The organism is Achromobacter sp. 1012554356 (assembly GCF_059760815.1).
In genome coordinates this window covers 67,184-89,563 of record NZ_JCBANC010000001.1, presented here as the reverse complement: position 1 = coordinate 89,563, position 22,380 = coordinate 67,184, and the positions used below count along the sequence as shown (strand labels likewise).

Sequence of the window (22,380 nt, the reverse complement as noted above, 5' to 3'; positions counted from 1 at the left end):
CGCTTTGCTCCATGACGCCATGGCCCTGATCAATCGTCTCGACTCCCGCGATCCCGGTTTCAAAACCGCCCTGTCCACGCTGCTGGCCTTCGAGGCCACCGAGGACGAATCCATCGACCGCGCCGCCGCCAGCATCCTGGCCGACGTGCGCGCCCGCGGCGATGCCGCGCTGGTGGAATACACGCAGCGGTTCGACCGCATGCCGGACGCGGCCGTCCATACGCTGGAGATCCCCAAGGCCGATTGGCATGCGGCCCTGGCCGCGCTGCCGGCCGCCCAGCGCAATGCGCTGGAAGCCGCCGCCGACCGCGTGCGCGCCTACCACGAGCGCCAGCGCGCCGAGACCTGGACCTACACCGAAGCCGACGGCACGCTGCTCGGCCAGCAGGTCACCCCGCTGGACCGCGTGGGCCTGTACGTGCCGGGCGGCAAGGCTGCTTATCCGTCGTCCGTGCTGATGAACGCCATCCCGGCCAAGGTCGCGGGCGTGCTGGAACTGGTCATGGTCACGCCCACGCCGGATGGCGTGCGCAATCCCATCGTGCTGGCCGCGGCCGCCATCAGCGGCGTGGACCGCGTGTTCGCCATCGGCGGCGCGCAGGCCGTGGGTGCGCTGGCGTATGGCACCGATACCGTGCCGGCCGTGGACAAGATCGTCGGCCCGGGCAACGCCTATGTTGCCGCCGCCAAGCGCCGCGTGTTCGGCGTGGTCGGTATCGACATGATCGCCGGCCCCAGCGAAATCCTGGTCATCTGCGACGGCAAGACGCCGGCCGACTGGATCGCCATGGACCTGTTCTCGCAGGCCGAGCACGACGAACTGGCGCAGTCCATCCTGCTCTGTCCCGACGCCGCCTTCATCGAGGAGGTCGAAGCGTCCATCGCCCGCCTGCTGCCCACGATGCCGCGCGCCGACATCCTGCGCGTCAGCCTGGCCAACCGCGGCGCGCTGATTCTGGTCCGCGACCTGGAAGAAGCCTGCCAGATCGCCAACGACATCGCCCCCGAGCATCTCGAGATCTCCACCGAGCAGCCCGAGGTCTGGACCGCCCGCATCCGTCACGCCGGCGCCATCTTCATGGGCCGCTTCAGCTCTGAAGCCCTGGGCGACTACTGCGCCGGCCCGAACCACGTGCTGCCCACCTCGCGCACGGCGCGCTTCTCGTCGCCGCTTGGCGTCTATGACTTCCAGAAGCGCTCCAGCCTGATCCAGGTTTCGCACGCCGGCGCCCAGACGCTGGGCCGCATCGCCGCCGAACTGGCGCTGGGTGAGGGCTTGCAGGCGCACGCCGCCAGCGCCCAGTACCGGATCGACAAGCCATGAGCGCAGCTCCGGCGGATGGCGTCGCCGGCCGCGTCAAAGGCACCGTCCGGGCGGACATTCGCGAGCTGGCGGCGTACCCCGTCGCCCATGCCGAAGGCTGCATCAAGCTGGACGCCATGGAATGCCCGTACGAGCTGCCCGAAGCCGTACGCGACGACATCGCGCGCGCCGTCCGCGACACGCCGCTGAACCGTTATCCGTCCGCCGACCTGTCCAAGCTTGAGGCCGCCGTCAAGACGGCCTTCGGCGTGCCGGACGCCGCGGACGTGCTGTTCGGCAACGGCTCGGACGAACTCATCCACCTGATGGTGCAGGCGTGCTGCAACCCGGGCGACGCGGTGCTGTCGCCGTGGCCGTCGTTCGTGTACTTCGACATGGCGGCCCGTTTCGATCACGCGCATTTCGTGGGCGTGCCGCTGACCGCGGACCTGAGCCTGGATCTGCCGGCCATGCTCGCCGCCATCCGCGAGCACCAGCCCAAGCTCGTGTTCCTGGCCACCCCCAACAATCCCACCGGCGGCCTGTGGTCGCCGGAAGACGTGAACGCCATCATCCAGGCCGCGCCCGGCCTGGTGGTGATCGACGAGGCCTACCAGCCGTTCGCGGACTACACCTGGATGCCCCAGGTGCTGGATGCGCCTAACGTCGTCGTCATGCGCACGGTGTCCAAGATTGGCCTGGCCGGCCTGCGCTTCGGCTACCTGGCCGGGCATCCCGCGTGGATCGCCGAGCTGAACAAGGTGCGCCCGCCCTACAACCTGAACGTGCTGACCCAGGCGACGCTGCTGGCCGTGCTGCGCCACAAGGCCGTGCTGGACGAACAGGCCGCCCGGCTGCGCGCGGACCGCGAACCGCTGGTCGCCGCGCTGGCGCAATTGCCCGGCGTCAGGGTATTCCCTTCCGCCGCAAATTTCATTCTCGCCCGCTTTTCCGGCAAGCTCGACGGCAACGCCGTGCATCTTGCCCTGAAAGCGCGCAAAATATTGATTCGCAACTTCTCCAATGCCCACCCGCTGCTGGCCGACTGCCTGCGCATTTCGGTGGGCACCCCGGCCGAGAACGCCGCCTTGCTATCCGCCCTGCAAGAGATCTTGAGTGCTTAATATGCGTACCGCAGAAATCACCCGCAACACCAACGAAACCCGCATCCGCGTGGCCATCAACCTCGATGGCACCGGCAAGCAGACGATCGACACGGGCGTGCCCTTCCTGGACCACATGCTGGACCAGATCGCGCGCCACGGCCTGATCGACCTGGACATCAAGGCCGAGGGCGACCTGCACATCGACGCGCATCACACGGTGGAAGACGTGGGCATCACGCTGGGCATGGCCATCGCCAAGGCGGCGGGCACCAAGGCGGGTCTGCGCCGCTACGGGCATGCCTACGTGCCGCTGGACGAAGCGCTGTCGCGCGTCGTGATCGACTTTTCCGGCCGTCCTGGCCTGGAATACCACATCCCGTTCACGCGCTCTCACATCGGCAGCTTCGACGTGGACCTCACGCGCGAATTCTTCCAGGGCCTGGTCAATCACGCGCTGATCACGATGCACATCGACAACCTGCGCGGATTCAACTCGCATCACCAGGCGGAAACCGTGTTCAAGGCCTGTGGCCGCGCGCTGCGCATGGCTCTCGAAGTCGACCCCCGCATGGGCGACGTCGTGCCTTCCACCAAGGGCGTGCTGTAACGCACTGCTGTAACGTACGCAATCCACTTTCGCACCGCACCAGGCAGACAGAAGTGACCACTATCGCCATCGTCGACTATGGAATGGGCAATTTCCATTCCGTCGCCCGCGCCCTGAAATACGCCGCGCCTGACGCCGACATCCGCATCTGCAACCAGCCCCAGGAAATCGCCGCAGCCGACCGCGTGGTCTTCCCGGGTCAAGGCGCCATGGCGGACTGCATGCGCACCCTGAACGAATCCGGCCTGCGCGACGCCGTCGTGCGCGCCGCTCGCGAGAAGCCCCTGCTGGGCGTCTGCGTGGGCGAACAGATGCTGTTCGACTCCAGCGAAGAAGGCGGCACCGCCTGCCTGGGCCTGTTCCCCGGCGTCGTGCGCCGCTTTTCCGGCCCCGGCTTTGCCGACCTGATTCCCGCCGACGACGAGGCCTGCCTCGCCGACGCGGGCGGCGCGGGCCTGGTCGACACCCGTCCTGAGCGCCTGAAGGTGCCGCACATGGGCTGGAACAAAGTCCGCCACACCCGCTCTCACCCGATCTGGGACGGCATTCCGGACGACTCGCACTTCTATTTCGTCCATAGTTACTACGCCGACCCGGCCGATCCGGGCCTGACGGTTGGTGAAACCGATTATGGCGTCGCCTTTACCTGCGCGGTGGCGGCAGCTAACATTTTCGCGGTGCAGTTCCACCCCGAAAAAAGTGCCGAGCACGGTTTGCGCCTGTATCGCAATTTTGTAGACTGGCAGCCCTAGGCCTCGAGCCGCGTGCGCCAGCCCTTTCAACCCCATCTTTTTACTCGCTGCCAACCATGCTGCTGATCCCCGCCATCGACCTCAAAGACGGGCGTTGCGTTCGCCTGCGCCAGGGTGACCTGGACGATGCAACGGTGTTCTCCGAAGACCCCGCCGCCATGGCCACCCGCTGGCTGGACCAGGGCGCCCGCCGCCTGCATCTGGTCGACCTGAACGGCGCCGTAGCCGGCAAGCCCAAGAACGAGGCGCCCATCAAGGCGATTCTGGACGCCGTCGGCGACGACATTCCCGTCCAGATCGGCGGAGGCATCCGCGACCTGGACACCATCGAACGCTACCTCGACGCCGGCATCTCGTACGTCATCATCGGCACTGCCGCGGTCAAGAACCCGGGCTTCCTGCAGGACGCCTGCGGCGCCTTCCCAGGCCAGATCATCGTCGGCCTGGACGCCCGCGACGGCAAGATCGCCACCGACGGCTGGAGCAAACTGACCCGCCACGACGTGCTGGATCTGGCCAAGAAGTTCGAAGACTACGGCTGCGAAGCCATCATCTACACCGATATCGGCCGCGACGGCATGCTGTCGGGCGTCAACGTCGAAGCCACGGTCCGCCTGGCCCAGCACGTGCGCATTCCCGTGTACGCGTCGGGCGGCATCGCCGGCATCCAGGACATCGAGGCGCTGTGCGCCGTCGAAGAAGAGGGTGTCGAAGGCGCCATCCTGGGCCGCAGCATCTACGAAGGCACGCTCGACTTCCAGGCCGCGCAGGCGCGCGCCGACGAATTGGCAAAATGACCACATCCAGCAGCACCCCCGGGGCCGGCGCGTCCGCGCAGAACGCGCTGACCCGCCGCATCATTCCCTGCCTTGACGTCACGGCCGGCCGCGTCGTCAAGGGCGTGAACTTCGTCAACCTGCTCGACGCGGGCGACCCCGTCGAGATCGCCCGCCGCTACAACGAGCAGGGCGCCGACGAACTCACCTTTCTGGACATCACCGCCACCAGCGATGGCCGCGACCTGATCCTGCCCATCATCGAGCAGGTGGCGTCGCAGGTCTTCATTCCGCTGACCGTGGGCGGCGGCGTGCGCCAGGTGTCCGACATCCAGCGCCTGCTCAATGCCGGCGCCGACAAGATCAGCATCAACAGCGCCGCGGTGGCCAATCCCGACCTGGTTCGCGCCGCGTCCGACTACCACGGCTCGCAATGCGTGGTCGTGGCCATCGACGCCCGTCGCGTGTCCGCGCCCGGCGAACCGGCCCGCTGGGAAGTCTTCACGCATGGCGGCCGCAAGGCCACCGGCCTGGACGCCGTGGCGTGGGCGCGCCGCATGGCCGCCTACGGCGCCGGCGAAATCCTGCTGACCAGCATGGACCGCGACGGCACCAAATCCGGCTTTGACCTGGAACTGACCCGCACCGTCTCGGACGCCGTGCCGGTGCCCGTCATCGCCTCGGGCGGCGTGGGCAACCTGCAGCATCTGGCCGACGGCGTCACCACCGGCCGCGCCAGCGCGGTGCTGGCCGCCAGCATCTTCCATTTTGGCCAGCATACCGTCGGCGAGTGCAAGCACTTCATGGCCGAACAGGGCATCGCCGTACGATTGGACTGATTATGAGCAACGAACCCACCTGGATGGCCGACGTCGTCTTCGACGAAAACGGCCTCATTCCCGCCATCGCCCAAGACGCCGAGAACGGCCAGATCATGATGGTGGCCTGGATGAACCGCGAATCGCTGGCCGAAACGGCCGCCACCGGCCGCGCCGTCTACTGGTCGCGCTCGCGCCAGCGTCTGTGGCGCAAGGGCGAAGAATCCGGCCACGTCCAGGAAGTGCACGAACTGCGCCTGGATTGCGACGGCGACGTGGTGCTCTTGAAAGTCCACCAGGAAGGTGGCATCGCCTGCCACACCGGCCGCGCAAGCTGCTTCTTCCGCCGCCTGGAAGGCCAGACCGATCAGGCGTCCTGGGTCACGGTGGATCCGGTGCTCAAAGACCCGGAACTCATCTACAAATGACCGATCAGACCCTGACCGCGGCCGACATCCTGGCCCGCATTGCAGACACCCTGGAAACCCGCCGTCCGCAGAACGGCGGCGATCCTTCCGCCTCCTACACGGCCAAGCTGCTGGCCAAGGGGCCGGACGCCTTCCTGAAGAAGATCGGGGAAGAAGCCACGGAACTGGTGATGGCCGCCAAGGATGGCGTCCCCGACCGCATCGTCAGCGAGACCGCCGATCTGTGGTTCCACTGCCTGGTGGCGCTGACGCATTTCAACCTGCGGCCCGAAGACGTGCTGGCCGAGCTGGCCCGCCGCGAAGGCCTCTCGGGCCTGGTGGAAAAGGCAAGCCGCCCGAAAGACTGACCACGGAAACCACACCCATGAGCGACAACTGCCTTTTCTGCAAGATCGCCGCTGGCGAAATCCCGTCCAAGAAGGTCTTCGAGGACCAGGACTTTGTTGCATTCCACGATATCAATCCCGCCGCGCCGGTACATTTACTGCTGATCCCCCGACGTCATGTCACATCCATGCAGGATATTACGGGCGAGGACGCAGATTGGTTGGGTAGAATGATGTCGTTGGCGCCGCGGCTTGCCGCCGAGAACGGTTGCCGTCCGGGCCCTGATGGCGGATTTCGCATCATGATCAATTCTGGCGTCGAAGGCGGCCAGGAAGTCCCGCACCTGCATTTCCACATCATCGGCGGCTCGCGTCCCTGGAAAGGGCGCGTGGCCCCCACTGCGTAATTCGGAGAATCATCATGGGTAGTTTCAGCATTTGGCATTGGTTGGTCGTCCTGGTCATCGTTGCGCTGATTTTCGGCACCAAGAAACTTCGCAACATCGGCGGCGATCTGGGCGGCGCGGTCAAGGGCTTCAAGGACGGCATGAAAGAAGCCAACAGCGACAAGCCCGCTGAACCGGTCACGCAGCAGCGCGTCGCCGGCGACACCATCGACGTGCAGGCCAAGGAAAAGTCCAACTCCTGAGCGCCAGCCAGTCTCCCTCCGGGCCAGCCCTGAACGGGCCGGCCCTTATTGCTTCAATTCCCAAGCGGCCGTCGAATGTTTGATGTCAGCCTCACTGAACTGATGGTGATCGGCGTCGTCGCCCTGATCGTCATCGGCCCCGAACGCCTGCCCAAGGTTGCCCGCACCGTCGGCCACCTGCTCGGGCGCGCGCAGCGTTACGTCAATGACGTCAAGTCCGATATCCAGCGCGAAATCGAACTCGACGAACTCCGCAAGTTCAAGACCGAAATGGAAGACGCGGCCCAGGGCGTGCAGCAATCGCTGAACGAGACCGGTGCCTCGCTGCAGGAACCCGTGCAGCAATTCCGCGCCGAACTCGACGAAGTGGCCCGCGAAGCCAGCGGCAAGGCCACGCCGGCCGTTGCGCAGGCGCCGGTGACTGCCCAGGTTGCTGACGCGTCCGACGAGCCCGCGCGCACGATCGCCCCCCCCAGCCAGAACCACAATCTGGATCTGGACCTGCCCGCCGCCGAGCCCGCACCGCGTCCGGCCGCCGCCCCTCAACAACCCGCCCCGGCGCCCAGCGCGCCCGCGGCTGACGTCGCCGCGCCCGCCGCCAAGCCCGTCTCGCCCTCTGGAACTCCGTCGTGACCCAGGACGCAACCCAAGAAGAAGGCCAGCAAGAGACCTTCATCTCCCACCTGGTCGAGCTGCGCACCCGCCTGCTGCGTGCCGTTGGCGCCGTGGTGGCCGTATTCATCGTGCTCTTCATTTATCCCGGCGCGTCGGCCATCTATGACGTGCTGGCCGCCCCCATGCTGGCCTCGCTGCCCGAAGGCACCCGCATGATCGCCACCGGCGTCATCACGCCCTTCATGGTGCCGGTCAAGGTCACGATGATGGCCGCGTTCATCGTGGCGCTGCCCGTGGTGCTGTACCAGGCATGGGCCTTCGTGGCCCCGGGGCTGTACCGGCACGAAAAGCGCCTGGCGCTGCCGCTCATCGTATCCAGCACGTTCCTCTTCATCGCGGGGATGGCGTTCTGCTATTTCGTGGTGTTCCGCACGGTGTTCCACTTCATCGCCACGTTCGCGCCGCAGTCCATCACCCCGGCGCCGGACATCGAGGCCTACCTGAGCTTCGTCATGACGATGTTCATGGCGTTCGGCATCACCTTCGAGGTGCCCGTGGCCGTGGTGCTGCTGGTGAAGATGGGCGTGGTCGAGCTCTCCAAGCTGAAAGCCGCGCGCGGCTACGTGGTGGTGGGCGCGTTCATCATCGCGGCCGTGGTCACCCCGCCCGACGTCGTCAGCCAGTTCATGCTCGCGGTGCCGCTGTGCCTGCTCTATGAGGTCGGGCTGATCTGCGCCCGGATGGTCACACCGAAAGAGGGTGCGCCGGCAGACGACGCCGCCGACTCCCTGACCGAACGCCACTGAAGCCGGTTGGCCGCAACGCAACGGCAAGGCAGATAGCAACCCAGACGGTCCGCATAAAAGCGGACCGTTTTACCTTGTCCGCCCATGACTGCAGTCCTACATTGCAGTCATGTCGCTCTCCCAAAGACTGCGCGCCCTCATGCGGTGGCGCGGCATCCATAGCCAGAACCAGCTTGCGCGCCTGTCGGGCGTGCCGCAGTCCTGCATCCACCGCATCCTTACGCGCGAAGACCGCTACTCGCCGGCCCGCAACACGCTCGTGCGGCTGGCGCGCGCCCTCGGCACCAGCGTGCCGTGGCTGACGGACGGCGTGGTGCACGCCTCCTCGCCGAAGGCTGGGGCTGGCTCTGGAACTGGGTCTGAATCTGGTTCCGCGGCGGGCTTTGGCGCTGGGTCGGGAACCTCACCCGGCCTGCAGAACGCCGTGGCCGACGGCATGGATGGCTATTGCGCCGAAATCTGCGCGCGGCTGGCGCCGCAACCCGACAGCACCAAGCGCCTGATCCTTGCGCTGGTTCGCGAGCTCTCCAGCAAACCCGACACCGCCGCTGCCCGCGCGGCGGCGCGCAAATGCGCTTAGCGCGGCTTGCCCGGCCGCGTCCCCATCACAACGGCCAGTTCCGCCGGCTTGCCGCTGCGCAAGATGCCCAGCGTGGCCCGCTGGCCCGGCGGCACCTGCGCAATCTCCGACAGCAGGCCGGTCGTGTCCGCCACCCGCTTGCCATTGACCGACTGAACGATATCGCCCACCCGCAGGCCGCCGCGCGCGGCCGGACCGTCGCGCATCACCCCGGCAATGATCACGCCCGCCGCATCGCGCGGCAGCTCGAAGGCCCGCGCCAGTTCCGGCGTCATGTCCTGCGGCTCCACGCCCAGCCAGCCACGCTTGACCGCCCCGGTCTTGACGATGTCGTCCATGACCTTGCGGGCAATTTCAATCGGCGTCGCAAAGCCGATGCCCATCGACCCGCCGGATTCCGAATAAATGGCGGTGTTGATGCCCACCAGGTTGCCGTAGGCATCGACCAGCGCGCCGCCCGAATTGCCCGGATTGATCGCCGCGTCGGTCTGAATGAAGTTCTCGTAGGTGTTCAGGCCCAGGCCATTTCGGCCCAGCGCCGACACGATGCCCTGCGTGGTGGTCTGGCCCACCCCAAACGGATTGCCGATCGCCAGCACCACGTCGCCCACGCGCAAGCCCTTGTCGGACGCCAGCGTTGCGGCGGGCAAGTCGCGCAGCTTGGACAGCTTAAGCACCGCCAGATCGGTGTCCGGATCCGCCCCCACCACCTTGGCGGTATCGCGCCGCCCGTCGCGCAGCGCCACCTCGATCGCGTCCGCAGCCTGCACCACGTGGTAGTTGGTCAGCACGTAGTCGTCCGCATTCACGATCACGCCCGAGCCCAGGCTGGTCGACGCCTCGCGCCGGCTCACGCCCGGCACCTGCCCGAAAAGCTGGCGCAGCACCGGATCGTCGGGCAGCGGAATCAACGGCACGTTCACGTGCTTGGTCGTAAATACGTTCACCACCGAGGGCGCCGCCTTGGCCACGCCATCCGCGTACGACACCGCGCCCACGTCGCCGTTGGGCGCGCGTCCGGCCGCGGCGGTGGCCGGCGGGACCGTGCCGGGTCCGTTCACGCGCAGCAGGTCGGGCCGCAACGTCGTCACCACGAATAGAATAGCCAGGCAGACCGTGACGGCCTGAGCAAAGATCAGCCAATATCGGCGCATGTTTCTGATAGGACTAGCGATGAATAAAGTGGACTCCCGCGTCCTGGCCAACTGGCTGGACGACACCCTGCAGGCGGCCCGTTTCAAGGACTACTGTCCCAACGGGATGCAGGTGGAAGGCCGATCCGAGGTCGGACACATTATCACCGGTGTGACGGCCAGCGAAGCATTGCTGCGCGCTGCGGTCGACCGCGGCGCGGATGCCGTGCTGGTGCATCACGGCTGGATGTGGCGCAACGAAGACCGCCGCGTCATCGGCACCCGCCGCACACGCATGGCCCTGACGCTGAAGAACGACCTGAACCTCTTTGCCTACCACCTGCCGCTGGACGCGCACCCGACGCTGGGCAACAACGCGCAACTGGCGCGCGTGCTGGGACTGACGCCGGCGCGGCGCGACGACGGCGCGCCGCTGACCTGCGGGCAGGACGGGCTGATCTGGCTAGGCGAGGCCAGCGGTGTGCAGACGCTGGGCCAACTGGGCGACCGCGTAGCGCAGCGCCTGGGCCGCCAGCCGCTCGTCGTGGGCGACCCGGACCAACCGCTGGCGACAATCGCCTGGTGCACGGGCGGCGCGCAAGGCATGATGGGCGACGCCGTGGAGGCGGGCGCCGGCGTCTACATCACCGGCGAAGTGTCCGAATCCACCGTACACCTGGCGCGCGAAACCGGCGTGGGCTTCATCGCGGCCGGCCACCATGCCACCGAACGCTATGGCGTGCAGGCGCTGGGGCAGGCCGTGGCCGAGCAATTCGGCATCACGGTCGAATTCGTGGATATCGACAATCCGGCCTGAACCCGGCCTGGATAAAAGCAAAAGCGCCCCGAGGGGCGCTTTGTGGTTTACGGCCGCTTGAGCAGATCGCGGATTTCACGCAACAGGGCCACGTCTTCCGGCGTCTTGGCCGGCGCCGGCGCTTCCTCCTGCTTGTTGCGTGCCCTGTAGATGGCCTTGACCATCCAGAAGATCACAAGCGCCAGCAGGACGAAATTGATGATGATGGTGACGAAGTTGCCCCAGGCAAAGACGTTGGCGCCGGCCTTGGTCAGATCCGCATAGGTCATCGGGCCCGCATAGCCCTCGGGCATCGAGAGCACGAGGAACTTGTTCGAAAAATCGACCGATCCGCCAAGAATGAAATTGACGAGCGGCATGATGATGTCCCGAACCAGCGAGTCGACAATCCTGCCGAACGCCGCACCGATGATCACACCAACGGCCAAGTCGACCGCGTTGCCCTTGACCGCGAAATCTCGAAACTCTTTGACGAAACCAGTCGTTTTGCTCATAAATCCGCTCCATTCGTGATACGCCTGGGGTAGGCTGGCCTATAATACGCGGTTGCTATGTTGTTACATATTCCCGCGAACCCGATGCCGCAGAAGTGATGCTACTCGTAGAGCGGGCGCATCAACAAGGATAGGAAGATGAGTCAGGATACGCTGGTGCATGACGATGACGGTGCGGTTGATCCCAACCTGCCACCTGATCCTTCGCGACGTTTCTGGGTTACCACCGCCTGTGCTGTGGGCGGCGTAGCAGGTGTCGCAACGGCAGTGCCGCTTGTGAGCACGTTTTCCCCCTCCGAAAAAGCCCGCGCGGCAGGGGCGCCCGTTGAAGTGGATATCGGCGACATTCCCGTCGGTTCCATGAAAACGGTCGAATGGCGCGGCAAACCGGTCTGGATCATGCACCGCTCGCCCGAGCAGCTGGCCGGCCTGAAGGCACTGGATCCCCAGCTCGCCGACCCGCAATCCAAGCGCCCCGGCTTCACGCCTCCCTATGCCGAAAACGAAGCTCGCTCGCGCAAGCCCGAGATCTTCGTCTGCGTCGGCATCTGCACCCACCTGGGCTGCTCGCCCACCGCGCACTTCGAAACGGGTGGCGGCGGCGGTCTGGGCGCGGATTGGCAAGGCGGCTTCCTCTGTCCCTGCCACGGCTCCACGTTCGACCTGGCTGGCCGGGTCTTCAAGAACAAGCCCGCCCCCGATAATCTCGAAGTTCCGCCGTACCAGTACCTCACCGATACCCGCATCATCGTGGGCGTCGATGAAGACAACAAGGCCTGACGCTCGCGTCGCGCTTTTTTCCCGATCTACGTAAGTAAGAACAATACGCCACGTATAGAAGGAGCCGTTACATGGCTGGCGAGAAAACCGTCGAGACGACAGGCCTGTTGGGCTGGCTGGACCGGCGCTTTCCGGTGACATCCACCTGGAAAGCCCATCTGTCCGAGTATTACGCACCCAAGAATTTCAACTTCTGGTACTTCTTTGGCTCGCTGGCGCTACTGGTGCTGGTGCTGCAGATCGTGACCGGCATCTTCCTGGTCATGCACTACAAGCCGGACGCCGAGCGCGCGTTCCAATCCGTCGAATACATCATGCGCGAGGTCCCGTGGGGCTGGCTGGTGCGCTACATGCACTCGACCGGCGCGTCGATGTTCTTCGTCGTCGTCTACCTGCACATGCTGCGCGGCCTGCTTTACGGTTCCTACCGCAAGCCCCGCGAACTGGTGTGGATCTTCGGCGTCGCGATCTTCCTCTGTCTGATGGCCGAAGCATTCTTCGGCTACCTGCTGCCCTGGGGCCAGATGTCGTACTGGGGCGCCCAGGTGATCGTGAACCTGTTCGCGGCCATTCCGTTCATTGGTCCTGAACTGTCCATCTGGATCCGCGGCGACTACGTCGTGTCCGATGCCACGCTGAACCGCTTCTTCGCCTTCCACGTCATCGCCATTCCGCTGGTTCTGATCGGCCTGGTGGCGGCTCACCTGGTGGCTCTGCACGAAGTCGGCTCGAACAACCCGGACGGCATCGAAATCAAGCAAGGCCCGAAAGACAAGTACGGCCGCCCGAAAGACGGCATCCCGTTCCATCCGTTCTACTCGGTGCATGACCTGGTGGGCGTGGCGGGCTTCCTGCTGGTGTTCGCGGCCATCGTGTTCTTCGCCCCGGAAATGGGCGGGTACTTCCTCGAGTTCAACAACTTCATTCCTGCTGACTCGCTGAAGACGCCTCCGCACATCGCGCCGGTCTGGTACTTCACGCCGTTCTACTCGATGCTGCGCGCCACCACGGATGAATTCACGTGGGTGCTGGCGGGCGCGTCGGTGCTGGGCGCCATCGTGCTGTTCGCCAAGAGCAACCTGAAGGGCTTCATGCGCATCGCCGTCCCCGGCATCCTGATCGTCGTCGCCGTGCTGCTGCGCGCCATCGACGCCAAGTTCTGGGGCGTGGTGGCCATGGGCGGCACGGTCGTCATCCTGTTCTTCCTGCCCTGGCTCGATCATTCGCCGGTCAAGTCGATCCGCTACCGCCCCACGTGGCACAAGTGGATCTACGGCATCTTCATGGTCAACTTCCTGGTGCTCGGCTACATCGGTACGCAGCCGCCCAGTCCGCCGTTGAACCTGACGTCGCAGATCGGCACGCTGCTGTACCTGGCCTTCTTCTTCCTGATGCCGGTATGGAGCCGCCTGGGCACGTTCAAGCAAGTGCCCGACCGCGTCACGTTCCACGCCCACTGAGCCAACGAGAATAACGGACTAACCATGATCAAGAAGCTGATTGGTGCCGTGGCCTTGATGCTCACGTGTACCGCAACCTTTGCCGCCGGAGGCGGGTTCCCGCTGGACAAGGCGCCTTACCGCGTCAACGACATGGCGTCGCTGCAAAACGGCGCCAAGCTGTTCGTCAACTACTGCCTGAACTGTCATAGCGCATCCTCGATGCGCTACAACAAGCTCCGGGATATCGGCCTGACCGACGAACAGATCAAGGAAAGCCTGCTGTTCTCCGGCGAAAAGATTGGCGACATGATGCACGTCGCCATGACGCCGAAGGACGCCAAGGCCTGGTTTGGCACGACGCCCCCGGACTTGTCCGTGATCGCCCGCGCCAAGTCCGTGAACGCCGGCCCCTCGGGCTCCGACTATCTGTACACCTACCTGCGCACGTTCTACCGCGACACGTCGCGCGCCACGGGCTGGAACAACCTGGTCTTCCCGTCGGTCGGCATGCCGCATGCCCTCTGGCAGGAACAGGGCCCGCGCGAGCTCACCACCGTTGCCGTTCACGAAGTCGAAGGCAAGGAAGGCGCGCCCAAAACGTGGGAACGCGTCACAACGGTGTACGATGCACAGGGTTTTGCCACGGTGAAGGCCGAGCCGTTAGCCAATCACCATGGCCATGCCACCTTTGATGCCAAATTCAAGGCCGCCAACCCGGCCCAAATCGCAACATACGACAACGACGTCGCTGATCTGACCGCATTCATGTCCTGGATGGCCGAGCCCGTCCAGACACTGCGCGTCCGCATCGGCGTCGGCGTCATGTTGTTCCTGCTCCTGTTCTTCTTTGTTACGTGGCGCCTGAATGCCTCGTACTGGAAACACGTGCGCTAACCGTAACGCCCCGCCAGGTTCCCCAGCCACCCCGTCTATTGGGGACGGAAGAGGCGGATAGGGCTGTAAGCCTATCCTGCCTGGCAATTGGGGCCAGCGCCTGCTAGATTTAGGCGCTGGCCTTTCGTTTTTCATAAAGGACTTACCGCCATGATGGTGCTCTATTCCGGAACCACGTGTCCGTTTTCGCAACGCTGCCGTTTCGTGTTGTTCGAAAAGGGTATGGATTTCGAGATCCGCGACATCGACCTGTACAACAAGCCCGAAGACATCTCGGTGATGAACCCGTACGGTCAAGTGCCCATTCTGGTCGAACGCGACCTGGTTCTGTACGAGTCGAACATCATTAACGAGTACATCGACGAGCGCTTCCCGCACCCGCAGCTCATGCCCGCCGACCCGGTCATGCGCGCTCGCACGCGTCTGTTCCTGTACAACTTCGAGAAGGAACTGTTCGTTCACGTCTCGACGCTGGAAGACCGCAGCGCCAAGCCCGACGAAAAGAAGCTCGCCAACGCTCGCCAGAACATCCGCGACCGCCTGGCCCAGCTGGCCCCGATGCTGCTCAAGAACAAGTACATGCTGGGCGAGGAATTCTCCATGCTCGACGTGGCCGTCGCTCCGCTGCTCTGGCGCCTGGACCACTACGGCATCGAACTGCCCAAGAATGCGGCTCCGCTGCAAAAGTACGCCGAACGCATCTTCTCGCGCCCGGCCTACATCGAAGCGCTGACGCCTTCGGAAAAAGTGATGCGTCGTTAAGGCTGGCTGTGTAATGGGTGAAACTTCGACCAAACCGTATCTGATCCGCGCGTTGCACGAATGGTGCACCGATAACGGCTACACGCCGTACATCACCGTGCAGGTCGACGAGCACACCATGGTGCCCGTCGCCCACGTGCGCGACGGCCAGATCACGCTGAACGTGGGCACGCTGGCCACCAACCGTCTGGTGCTGGGCAATGAATTCATCGAATTCCAGGCCCGCTTCAGCGGCGTGACCGAAAACGTCTACGTCCCCGTCGGCGCCGTCAGCGCCATCTATGCGCGCGAAACCGGCGCCGGCATGGGCTTCGAGGTACAGCCCTACGAGCCGCCCGAGGCAGGCGCCCAAAGCGCCACGCCGAACCCCGCCGCCCCCGAGGGCTCGGATGCCAATCCCGCCCCCGGAGGCGACGATGGCGACGACGACGAACCCAAGCGCCCGCGCCTGACCATCGTCAAATAACGACCCCACGAGAGGGGCTGCATTTTTTTCATTACAATGCAGTCCCTGCGCGTGCCCCGGCACGCTTCGCCGGTGTAGCTCAGTTGGTAGAGCAGCTCACTTGTAATGAGAAGGTCGAGGGTTCGATTCCTTTCACCGGCACCAGAGAAATACCCAGCAAAAAGGCCGATTCCATGTGGATCGGCCTTTTTGTTTGTGGGGCGGCTCGTGCATGGCGCGCATCCGCTCCCGCTGTCTTTGTTACCCCAACGCCGGCAACAGATTAAACAGCAGCACCATCACCAGCCCCACCACCGACACGATCGACTGCACGACCGAAATCGTCTTCGTGGCTTCGCCCATCGTCATGCCGAACGATTCCTTCACCATCCAGAATCCGGCGTGGTTCGCGTAGTTGAAGAACAGCGAACCGCAACCGATGGAAAGGGCAAGCAGCGGCAAATTCAGGTTGGGGTCGGCACCCGCCAGCGGCGCCAGCAGCCCCGCAGCGCCCACGATGCCGACCGTGGCCGAGCCGGTGGAGACCGACAGCAGCATGGCGATCAGCCAGCCCAGGATCAGCGGCGGGAAGGCGAACTGGTGGGTCAGGTGCACGATGGCGTCGCCGACCTTGGCGTTCGTCAGGACCTGCTGGAAGGCGCCACCGCCGGCGATGATGAGCATGATGCCGGCGATCGGCTTCAAACTCTGGCCCAGCGCGCCGCGCAGCTTTTCCGGGTCGCCGCCGCGCATGAAAACCAGCGTCACGGCCGCGAACAGCACGCCCAGCAGCATGGCGACGACAGGGTTGCCCAGGAAGGCGGCCACGTGCGTCACGCTGGAGTCCTTGGGCAGCAGCATTTCGGCCACGGCATGAACCAGCATCAGCAGGGCGGGCAGCAGCGCCGCCAGCACGCCGAGCCCGACGCTGGGCGCATGCTGGCCAGCGGGGCTGTCGGTGGAGGCGGTGAACTGGTCAAGCAGAGCCTCGTCCGGCCGGGTCGTCATGCGCGGGGCGATGAAGGCGCCATACAGCGGGCCGCCAAAGATCATGGCCGGCAGGGCCGCGATGAAGCCGTAGATCATGGTCGGGCCGACCGTGGTCTTGAGCGTGGCGATGGCGGTCAGCGGGCCGGGATGCGGGGGCACCATGCCGTGCATGGCGGCCAGCGCCGAAATCACCGGCACGCCCACGTAGACATAGGCCGAGCCCTTGAACCGCGACTGGCTTTCCAGCTTGCGCGCCACGCTGAAGATCAGCGGCAGCATCACCACCAGGCCCACTTCAAAGAACATGGGGATGCCGATGACGAACGCCACCAGCGTCATGGCCCAGGGAATCAGGCGCGGAGAGGTGTGGCGCAGGATTGCATTGGCCAGGCGCTCGGTGGTGCCGGAGTCCGCGAGGATCTTGCCCAGCATCGCGCCCAGTGCGATTACCACGCCCACGGCGCCCAGTGTCTTGCCGGCGCCGTCGGTCAGGCTTTTGACGATGGCGCCCGGGGCCATGCCCGTTGCAAAGCCGACGCCGATCGACACTATCAAGAGCGCCAGCAGCGGATGCATGCGTATCCGCGAGACGATCAGTGCGACCAGGACCAGAACGCTCACCAGGGCGGTGAGCAGCAATTGAATGTCGAACGAAGACATATGAGAACCCAGAAAAATCGAGAGAGGTCGCGAGCCCTCTGTGCGCCATGATACGGGATCGGGTTGACGGCAAGCTTGAAAAAAAGGGCCGGTTTCGGCAACCGAAAGCCGCTTTTTCAGGTCGCTTTGCATTCTTCCGATTTTTTGTGCATAATTCGCCCCCTCTACCTGTTCCCCGATAGCTCAGTCGGTAGAGCGACGGACTGTTAATCCGCAGGTCGCTGGTTCGAGCCCAGCTCGGGGAGCCAAGAATTTGCAGTACCGCAGTACCCCTAAAAAAGCCCGCAACTTGTTTGCGGGCTTTTTGCATTGGGGCGCAAGTTGCCAACCCCCGCGCATCGCGTAGCATCACCCGCATCTTCCGCACCTTCCGTCCCTGCACACCGATGCGTTCCTCGCGATCCCTGCCGCCTCTGGTATCCCTGCGCGCTTTCGAGGCCGCCGCGCGGCGGCTGAGCTTTTCGCAGGCCGGAGAAGAGCTGTTCGTCACGCAGAGCGCGATCAGCCATCACATCCAGCGGCTGGAAAAGGAATTGGGCGTGGCGCTTTTTGAACGGCGCACGCGCGCCGTCGCGCTGACCGAGGCCGGCCAGGCCTACTACGCCCGCGTGCACGCGGCGTTCGAGCTGCTGCGCCAGGGCACCGAGGAACTGCGCGCGCCCGAGCCCGCGCGCCATACGCTGCGGATCGGATTGCTGGCCTCGTTCGCCACGCGCTGGCTTGCGACGCGCCTGCCCGCCTTTGCCGCCGCGCATCCCCATATCGATCTGCAATTGCAGCCCGACATCGCACTGGCGGATGTTGCGGGCGGCGAGGTCGACGCCGCGATCCGCTATGGCCGCGGCGGCTGGCCCGGCGTGCGCAGCACATTGCTGATGACGGAACGCTTATCCGTCGTGTGCGCGCCCGCGCTCGTGGCGGGCCGAAAGCGGCCGAAGACGTCCGCCGACCTGCTGCGCCACCCGCTGCTGGTCTCGCACGCGCAGCAGCAGTTCGAGTGGGACGCGTGGGCGCACCGGTACGGACTGGATCTGGGCGCCGCCCGCACGGTGCGGCTGCATGACTACAACATCGTCGTCGAGGCCGCCCTCGCGGGGCAGGGCCTGGCGATGGGCCGCGAAAAGCTGATCGCAGCGCACCTGGCGAGCGGGGCACTGGTTGAGGCGCTGCCCGGCGCGGTGCTGGAAGATCCGCGCATCGGCTGGTGGTTCGTCACGCCCCGCGGCGCATTCAGCGAGCCCGTTCAGGCGTTGCACCACTGGCTGGCACAGACCGCAGCCCAAAACACGGATGTCTGACACGTATTAGTTTTACTCATACGTACCGAGCAAGAATTGATTGGTCATGTCACGCCGCGCCCGATAGCATCAGGGCAGCGTCAAGACGCGCCTTCCCTTTCTTTCATAGGTGATTCGATATGACCCGCAGCATTTCCGCCCGCGTTGCCGAGCTTGGCCTGGTTCTGGAAGCCGCCGCCGCCCCGGCCGCGAACTACGTGCCCTTCGTTCAGGAGGGCAACCTGCTCTACATCTCCGGCCAGATCTCCCGCAAGGACGGCAAGGCGGCCTACCTGGGCCAATTGGGCCATCAGGTGTCGGACGCCGACGGCGTCGAGGCTGCGCGCGCCAGCGCGCTGGGCATCCTGTCGCAGATCGCCGCCGCCACCGGCGACCGGCTGGACCGCGTGGCGCGCGTCGTCAAGCTGGGCGTGTTCGTTGCCAGCGCGCCGGACTTCAATCGCCAGAGCGCCATCGCCAATGGCGCTTCGGACCTGATGGTCGAGGTGTTCGGCGACGCGGGACGCCATGCCCGCAGCGCCGTCGGCGTCGCCGCTTTGCCGCAAGGCGTGTCGGTGGAAGTCGAGGCCGTGATCGCGCTGACCCCGGCCTGATGACCGCCGCCTGATCGCAACAACAGGAACCGCCATGACCGCCCCCCTGACCCCGAGCGCCGTTCAGGCGTTGCGCGCCCTCGCGCCCGGCGCGCAAAGCACGGTGCACTTCAATCACGCCGGCGCGTCGCTGCCTTCAGAAGCCACGCTCCAGGCCATTCATGCGCATCTGAAGCGTGAAGCGGCGCAGGGGCCGATGGAGGCAGGCGTGACGGCGCGCGACCTGACCGAAGCGGCCCGTTCGCTGGCGGGGCAGTTACTGCACGCGCACGTGGACGAAATCGCCTTGACCGGCGGCAACTCGCCCGGTTGGGGCGCCGCGTTTGCGGCGCTGCCGCCATGGCAGCCCGGGGACCGCATTCTGGTCGGCCGCCACGAATGGGGCGGCAACCTGGCCGCCATGCGTCTGATTGCGCAGCGCGCGGGCGCGACGCTGGAGACCATTCCCTCGGACCACAGCGGCTGCGTGGACGCGCAAGCGCTGGAAGCCATGCTGGACGACCGGGTACGGCTGATCGCGCTGACCTGGCTGCCGGCCAACGGCGGCCTCATCAACCCGGCCTCAGCCATCGGACGGGTCGCGCGCAAGCACGGCATTCCGTATTTCGTGGACGGCGCGCAGGCGGTGGGACAGTTTCCGATCGACGTGCGCGAGATCGGCTGCGACGTGTTGAGCGGCGCCGGCCGCAAGGCGTTGCGCGGACCGCGCGGCACGGGGCTGCTGTACGTGCGGCGCGACTTCCTGGATCGGCTCACGCCCGCCTTCGTGGACACGCATTCCGCGCCGCTGGGCGCGGACGGCGAGCCCGTGTTGCGCGCCGACGCCGCGCGTCTGGAATCCGCGGAGAACTCGCTGGCGCTACGCTGCGGCCTTGCCAATGCCCTGCGCGAAGCGCTGGATGTGGGCCTGGACACTATCCGCGCCACCATCGACGCCAACGCCCAGACGCTGCGCGCCGAACTGTCGGCCATTTCCGGCGTGTCGGTGCTGGACCAGGGCCGCGACAAATCCGGGCTGGTCGCCTTCAACGTCGCCGGGCACGACGCGGCCGACGTGCAGCGTGCGCTGGCCGCGCAGGGCATCACCATCGGCAGCAACGGCGTGCCCTACACCCCGCTGGACATGCAGGCCCGTGGTCTGGACCGTGTCGCGCGCGCGTCGGTGAGCTATCTGACCAGCGCGAACGAAATCGATCGGCTGCTGGACGCCTTGCGCAAGCTGGCCGCATAGCGCGCGCGTAAACGCGGCGTCCACGTGCGACAGCCGCGCTGCGGCGAACAGGACCCGTGTTACGCGGTCTTGCCCGCCACGCCCGCACGCTTCGTAAAGGGCGACCATCTCGTGAACACGAGCAGGTTGCCCAGCATCACCAGCGCCAGGCCGGCGAACGCGTAGGGCGTCCAGCGGTAGCCTTCTACGATGGTCGAAATGCTGAGCGCAACGACCGGAAACAGCACCGTGCAATAAGCGGCCCGCGCCGGGCCCATGCGGCCGACCAGCGTCAGGTAGGCGGTAAAGCCCACGACCGATCCCAGGACGGCCAGATAGAGCAACGCGCCCACATAGACCGGCGAGGAATCGAAGCCGAACGGCAAGCCCGCTGCCACGCAGCCCGCCAGCAGGATCCCCGCGCCATACAGCATGCTGTACGCATTGCCCGTCAGCGGCCGGATGCCGGCGCGCTGCTGCAGGGACGACAACATGTTGCCCGTGGAAAAGCAGAGCGTGCCCAACAGCGCAAAGCCCAGCCCAAGCAGCGTCTCGTGGCTGGCCTCCTGGCCCGCCAGTTCCGGCCAGAACAGCAGCACCAGGCCGCAGAATCCCAGCGCGCCCGCCGCCATGACGCGTGGCGAGATGCGGGTGCCGAACCAGATCCGCGCATTGAGCGCGTTCCACAGCGTGGCGGCCGAAAACACCACCGACACCAAACCGCTGGGAATCCATTGCGTGGCCGAATAGAAGCACAGGAAATTCAAGCAGAACAGGCAGAGGCCCTGTCCCACGCACAGCCAATGGCCGCGCCGGTCCAGCTTCTGCAGTTTGCGCGTGGCCAGCAGCGCCACAAACAGCAGCAGCCCCGCCAGCGCGAAGCGGTAGAAGATCGACACGGGGATGGCTACTACGCCAAGCTGCAGCTTGATGGCGATCCAGGTCGTGCCCCAGATCAGGACAGTGAGCAGATAAAGAAAGAGATTCATGATGCGATGAGCGCGGGCCATCCACGCGAAGATCAGATACGGACACCGTCAGCCACCTGACGCACCGGACAGCCAGTGTGCGCCCCGATGCCACACCGCAATTGCCGGTTCTTGCGCTTTTGTCCGGATCGGGCGCGTCACGCGCGCGCGAACGCAGTAGCATTCCTTCCCATGGGCAACACCGCTACGGCCCCGGCCGATTTCTCCGTATTCCGCACGCTGTCGCGCTCGACCGCGACGCTGCAGCGTGCCGCGTCGCTGGGCGAGGGCATGGCGATCTCGCAATGGTCACGCACCGCCCGCGAAACCCTGGGCTACGAAACGCCCGGCCACCACACGCTGTCGCTGTACCTGCACGGCGGCGACCGGTCGTTTCGCGTAGGTCAGGACTCACTGCATGGCGGCGCGGGCAAGTTCTGCGTGCTGCCCGCCGAGCACCATTCGCGCTGGAGCATGAACGACAACGTACGGTTTCTGCACCTGTACATCGCGCCGCAGCGGCTGGCGCGCGAAGCCGTCATGCGGCTGGACTGCGAACCGCGCACGCTTGAACTGCGCGACCGCACCTACATCCAGGACGACTCGCTGATCGACGTCTGCCGCCGGCTGCTGGGCGCCGACTGGAACGCACCCGCCGACCGCCTGGCCGCCAGCAGCGCCGCCGAAACCGTGCTCCACCATCTGCTGATGCAGGGCGTCGCGCGCAAGACTCCGCAACCCGCGCGTGGCGGCCTGGCGCCCGGCGTGCGCCGGCGCGTGATGGATTACGTGGACGCGCACCTGGCCGATCCGCTGACGCTCGACGAATTGGCCGGGGTTTCCGCGTTGTCCACGTATCACTTCGCCCGCATGTTCCACGCCTCGTTCGGCGAACCGCCGCACAGCTGGGTGCGGGGCCGGCGTCTTGCCCGCGCCCGTAGCCTGCTGGCGGCCGGCAAGGGCGACCTGGCCAGCGTTGCGCAGGCCTGCGGGTTTGGCAGCGCCAGCCATCTTGCCCGCGTCTTTCGCGACGCCATCGGCGTCACGCCGGGCCAATACCGCAGCGCACACGCCTGGCACTGACACCTCTGATCCGGCATCACGCCGGCCGCGGCGCGCGGTCTACAA

Annotated in this window: 27 protein-coding genes and 2 tRNA genes; 25 read left to right on the top strand and 4 right to left on the bottom strand. The window is 65.7% G+C overall.

Annotation, left to right across the window (positions count from 1 at the left end; all coding sequences use genetic code 11):
• Positions 1-19 precede the first annotated feature (19 nt).
• From hisD to AC6LJW_RS00370, 13 genes are all read left to right on the top strand, one after another.
• Positions 20-1,324, top strand: coding sequence for a histidinol dehydrogenase (gene hisD / locus AC6LJW_RS00430; protein WP_498086163.1), 1,305 nt, complete (start codon positions 20-22; stop codon positions 1,322-1,324).
• On the top strand, positions 1,321-2,427 hold the full coding sequence (hisC, locus tag AC6LJW_RS00425) for a histidinol-phosphate transaminase (protein WP_498086162.1): 1,107 nt from the start codon (positions 1,321-1,323) through the stop codon (positions 2,425-2,427). Before hisD ends, hisC begins: the two co-directional genes overlap by 4 nt.
• A gap of 1 nt (position 2,428) precedes the next feature.
• Positions 2,429-3,016, top strand: a complete 588-nt coding sequence (gene hisB / locus AC6LJW_RS00420; RefSeq protein ID WP_105236925.1) for an imidazoleglycerol-phosphate dehydratase HisB — start codon at positions 2,429-2,431, stop codon at positions 3,014-3,016.
• Between the two features lie 53 nt (positions 3,017-3,069).
• The gene (gene hisH / locus AC6LJW_RS00415; protein WP_056565616.1) at positions 3,070-3,768 is read left to right on the top strand and encodes an imidazole glycerol phosphate synthase subunit HisH; all 699 of its coding nucleotides are present in this window, start codon (positions 3,070-3,072) and stop codon (positions 3,766-3,768) included.
• Positions 3,769-3,824: 56 nt separating this feature from the next.
• Positions 3,825-4,565 carry a 1-(5-phosphoribosyl)-5-[(5-phosphoribosylamino)methylideneamino]imidazole-4-carboxamide isomerase gene (gene hisA / locus AC6LJW_RS00410; protein WP_006224535.1) on the top strand — a complete coding sequence of 247 codons (741 nt, stop codon included), beginning with the start codon at positions 3,825-3,827 and terminating at the stop codon, positions 4,563-4,565.
• Positions 4,562-5,383 (top strand): imidazole glycerol phosphate synthase subunit HisF, encoded by an 822-nt coding sequence (gene hisF / locus AC6LJW_RS00405; RefSeq protein WP_056565619.1) that lies wholly within the window; start codon positions 4,562-4,564, stop codon positions 5,381-5,383. The genes hisA and hisF overlap by 4 nt, the downstream gene beginning before the upstream one ends.
• Before the next feature lie 2 nt (positions 5,384-5,385).
• Positions 5,386-5,790: a phosphoribosyl-AMP cyclohydrolase gene (gene hisI / locus AC6LJW_RS00400; protein ID WP_056565623.1), complete on the top strand. Its 405-nt coding sequence runs from the start codon at positions 5,386-5,388 to the stop codon at positions 5,788-5,790.
• Positions 5,787-6,137, top strand: a complete 351-nt coding sequence (locus AC6LJW_RS00395) for a phosphoribosyl-ATP diphosphatase (RefSeq protein WP_056565627.1) — start codon at positions 5,787-5,789, stop codon at positions 6,135-6,137. Before hisI ends, AC6LJW_RS00395 begins: the two co-directional genes overlap by 4 nt.
• A 17-nt stretch (positions 6,138-6,154) precedes the next feature.
• Positions 6,155-6,523, top strand: a complete 369-nt coding sequence (locus AC6LJW_RS00390) for a histidine triad nucleotide-binding protein (RefSeq protein WP_056565630.1) — start codon at positions 6,155-6,157, stop codon at positions 6,521-6,523.
• A gap of 14 nt (positions 6,524-6,537) precedes the next feature.
• On the top strand, positions 6,538-6,765 hold the full coding sequence (gene tatA, locus AC6LJW_RS00385) for a Sec-independent protein translocase subunit TatA (protein ID WP_056320404.1): 228 nt from the start codon (positions 6,538-6,540) through the stop codon (positions 6,763-6,765).
• 75 nt (positions 6,766-6,840) lie between these two features.
• Positions 6,841-7,398: a Sec-independent protein translocase protein TatB gene (tatB, locus tag AC6LJW_RS00380; protein WP_427985294.1), complete on the top strand. Its 558-nt coding sequence runs from the start codon at positions 6,841-6,843 to the stop codon at positions 7,396-7,398.
• Positions 7,395-8,186, top strand: a complete 792-nt coding sequence (gene tatC, locus AC6LJW_RS00375) for a twin-arginine translocase subunit TatC (RefSeq protein WP_056565635.1) — start codon at positions 7,395-7,397, stop codon at positions 8,184-8,186. Before tatB ends, tatC begins: the two co-directional genes overlap by 4 nt.
• A gap of 109 nt (positions 8,187-8,295) precedes the next feature.
• Entirely contained in the window at positions 8,296-8,766 is a 471-nt protein-coding gene (locus AC6LJW_RS00370) for a helix-turn-helix domain-containing protein (RefSeq protein ID WP_498086160.1), read from the top strand.
• On the opposite strand, the gene AC6LJW_RS00365 is transcribed toward AC6LJW_RS00370, so the two are convergent.
• Positions 8,763-9,920 (bottom strand): trypsin-like peptidase domain-containing protein, encoded by a 1,158-nt coding sequence (locus AC6LJW_RS00365; protein ID WP_498086159.1) that lies wholly within the window; start codon positions 9,918-9,920, stop codon positions 8,763-8,765. The two genes, AC6LJW_RS00370 and AC6LJW_RS00365, sit on opposite strands and share 4 nt — an antisense overlap.
• 19 nt (positions 9,921-9,939) lie before the next feature.
• Here AC6LJW_RS00365 and AC6LJW_RS00360 point away from each other — a divergent pair, with 19 nt between their 5' ends.
• Positions 9,940-10,716: a Nif3-like dinuclear metal center hexameric protein gene (locus tag AC6LJW_RS00360; protein WP_498086158.1), complete on the top strand. Its 777-nt coding sequence runs from the start codon at positions 9,940-9,942 to the stop codon at positions 10,714-10,716.
• 47 nt (positions 10,717-10,763) lie between these two features.
• Here AC6LJW_RS00360 and mscL read toward each other — a convergent pair whose 3' ends face one another.
• Positions 10,764-11,210 carry a large conductance mechanosensitive channel protein MscL gene (gene mscL, locus AC6LJW_RS00355; RefSeq protein ID WP_498086157.1) on the bottom strand — a complete coding sequence of 149 codons (447 nt, stop codon included), beginning with the start codon at positions 11,208-11,210 and terminating at the stop codon, positions 10,764-10,766.
• A 138-nt stretch (positions 11,211-11,348) separates the two neighbouring features.
• On the opposite strand from mscL, the gene petA reads away from it, so the two are divergent.
• The 6 genes from petA (at position 11,349) to AC6LJW_RS00325 (ending at position 15,698) form a co-directional block, all read left to right on the top strand.
• Positions 11,349-11,990 (top strand): ubiquinol-cytochrome c reductase iron-sulfur subunit, encoded by a 642-nt coding sequence (gene petA / locus AC6LJW_RS00350; RefSeq protein WP_056565650.1) that lies wholly within the window; start codon positions 11,349-11,351, stop codon positions 11,988-11,990.
• A 71-nt stretch (positions 11,991-12,061) separates the two neighbouring features.
• Positions 12,062-13,450, top strand: a complete 1,389-nt coding sequence (locus AC6LJW_RS00345) for a cytochrome b (protein ID WP_056565653.1) — start codon at positions 12,062-12,064, stop codon at positions 13,448-13,450.
• A gap of 24 nt (positions 13,451-13,474) precedes the next feature.
• Entirely contained in the window at positions 13,475-14,326 is an 852-nt protein-coding gene (locus AC6LJW_RS00340; protein ID WP_105236914.1) for a cytochrome c1, read from the top strand.
• A gap of 150 nt (positions 14,327-14,476) precedes the next feature.
• Entirely contained in the window at positions 14,477-15,088 is a 612-nt protein-coding gene (locus AC6LJW_RS00335) for a glutathione S-transferase N-terminal domain-containing protein (protein WP_006388039.1), read from the top strand.
• A 13-nt stretch (positions 15,089-15,101) separates the two neighbouring features.
• Complete coding sequence (locus tag AC6LJW_RS00330) at positions 15,102-15,554, top strand: ClpXP protease specificity-enhancing factor (protein WP_056565659.1); 453 nt, start codon at positions 15,102-15,104, stop codon at positions 15,552-15,554.
• A 68-nt stretch (positions 15,555-15,622) separates the two neighbouring features.
• Positions 15,623-15,698: transfer RNA gene (locus AC6LJW_RS00325), tRNA-Thr, on the top strand.
• 96 nt (positions 15,699-15,794) lie between these two features.
• Here the strand turns inward: AC6LJW_RS00325 and AC6LJW_RS00320 are convergent.
• Positions 15,795-17,183 carry a GntP family permease gene (locus tag AC6LJW_RS00320; protein WP_498086156.1) on the bottom strand — a complete coding sequence of 463 codons (1,389 nt, stop codon included), beginning with the start codon at positions 17,181-17,183 and terminating at the stop codon, positions 15,795-15,797.
• A 172-nt stretch (positions 17,184-17,355) separates the two neighbouring features.
• Here AC6LJW_RS00320 and AC6LJW_RS00315 point away from each other — a divergent pair.
• The 4 genes from AC6LJW_RS00315 (at position 17,356) to AC6LJW_RS00300 (ending at position 20,305) form a co-directional block, all read left to right on the top strand.
• Positions 17,356-17,431 (top strand) — tRNA-Asn (locus AC6LJW_RS00315).
• Between the two features lie 138 nt (positions 17,432-17,569).
• Entirely contained in the window at positions 17,570-18,481 is a 912-nt protein-coding gene (gene gcvA, locus AC6LJW_RS00310; protein ID WP_056565664.1) for a transcriptional regulator GcvA, read from the top strand.
• A 119-nt stretch (positions 18,482-18,600) separates the two neighbouring features.
• The gene (locus AC6LJW_RS00305) at positions 18,601-19,074 is read left to right on the top strand and encodes a RidA family protein (protein ID WP_056565666.1); all 474 of its coding nucleotides are present in this window, start codon (positions 18,601-18,603) and stop codon (positions 19,072-19,074) included.
• 34 nt (positions 19,075-19,108) lie between these two features.
• Positions 19,109-20,305 (top strand): aminotransferase class V-fold PLP-dependent enzyme, encoded by a 1,197-nt coding sequence (locus AC6LJW_RS00300; protein WP_498086155.1) that lies wholly within the window; start codon positions 19,109-19,111, stop codon positions 20,303-20,305.
• A gap of 59 nt (positions 20,306-20,364) precedes the next feature.
• On the opposite strand, the gene AC6LJW_RS00295 is transcribed toward AC6LJW_RS00300, so the two are convergent.
• Positions 20,365-21,273: a DMT family transporter gene (locus AC6LJW_RS00295; RefSeq protein ID WP_498086154.1), complete on the bottom strand. Its 909-nt coding sequence runs from the start codon at positions 21,271-21,273 to the stop codon at positions 20,365-20,367.
• 171 nt (positions 21,274-21,444) lie between these two features.
• Here AC6LJW_RS00295 and AC6LJW_RS00290 point away from each other — a divergent pair, with 171 nt between their 5' ends.
• Positions 21,445-22,335, top strand: a complete 891-nt coding sequence (locus AC6LJW_RS00290; protein ID WP_498086153.1) for a helix-turn-helix domain-containing protein — start codon at positions 21,445-21,447, stop codon at positions 22,333-22,335.
• Positions 22,336-22,380 lie beyond the last annotated feature (45 nt).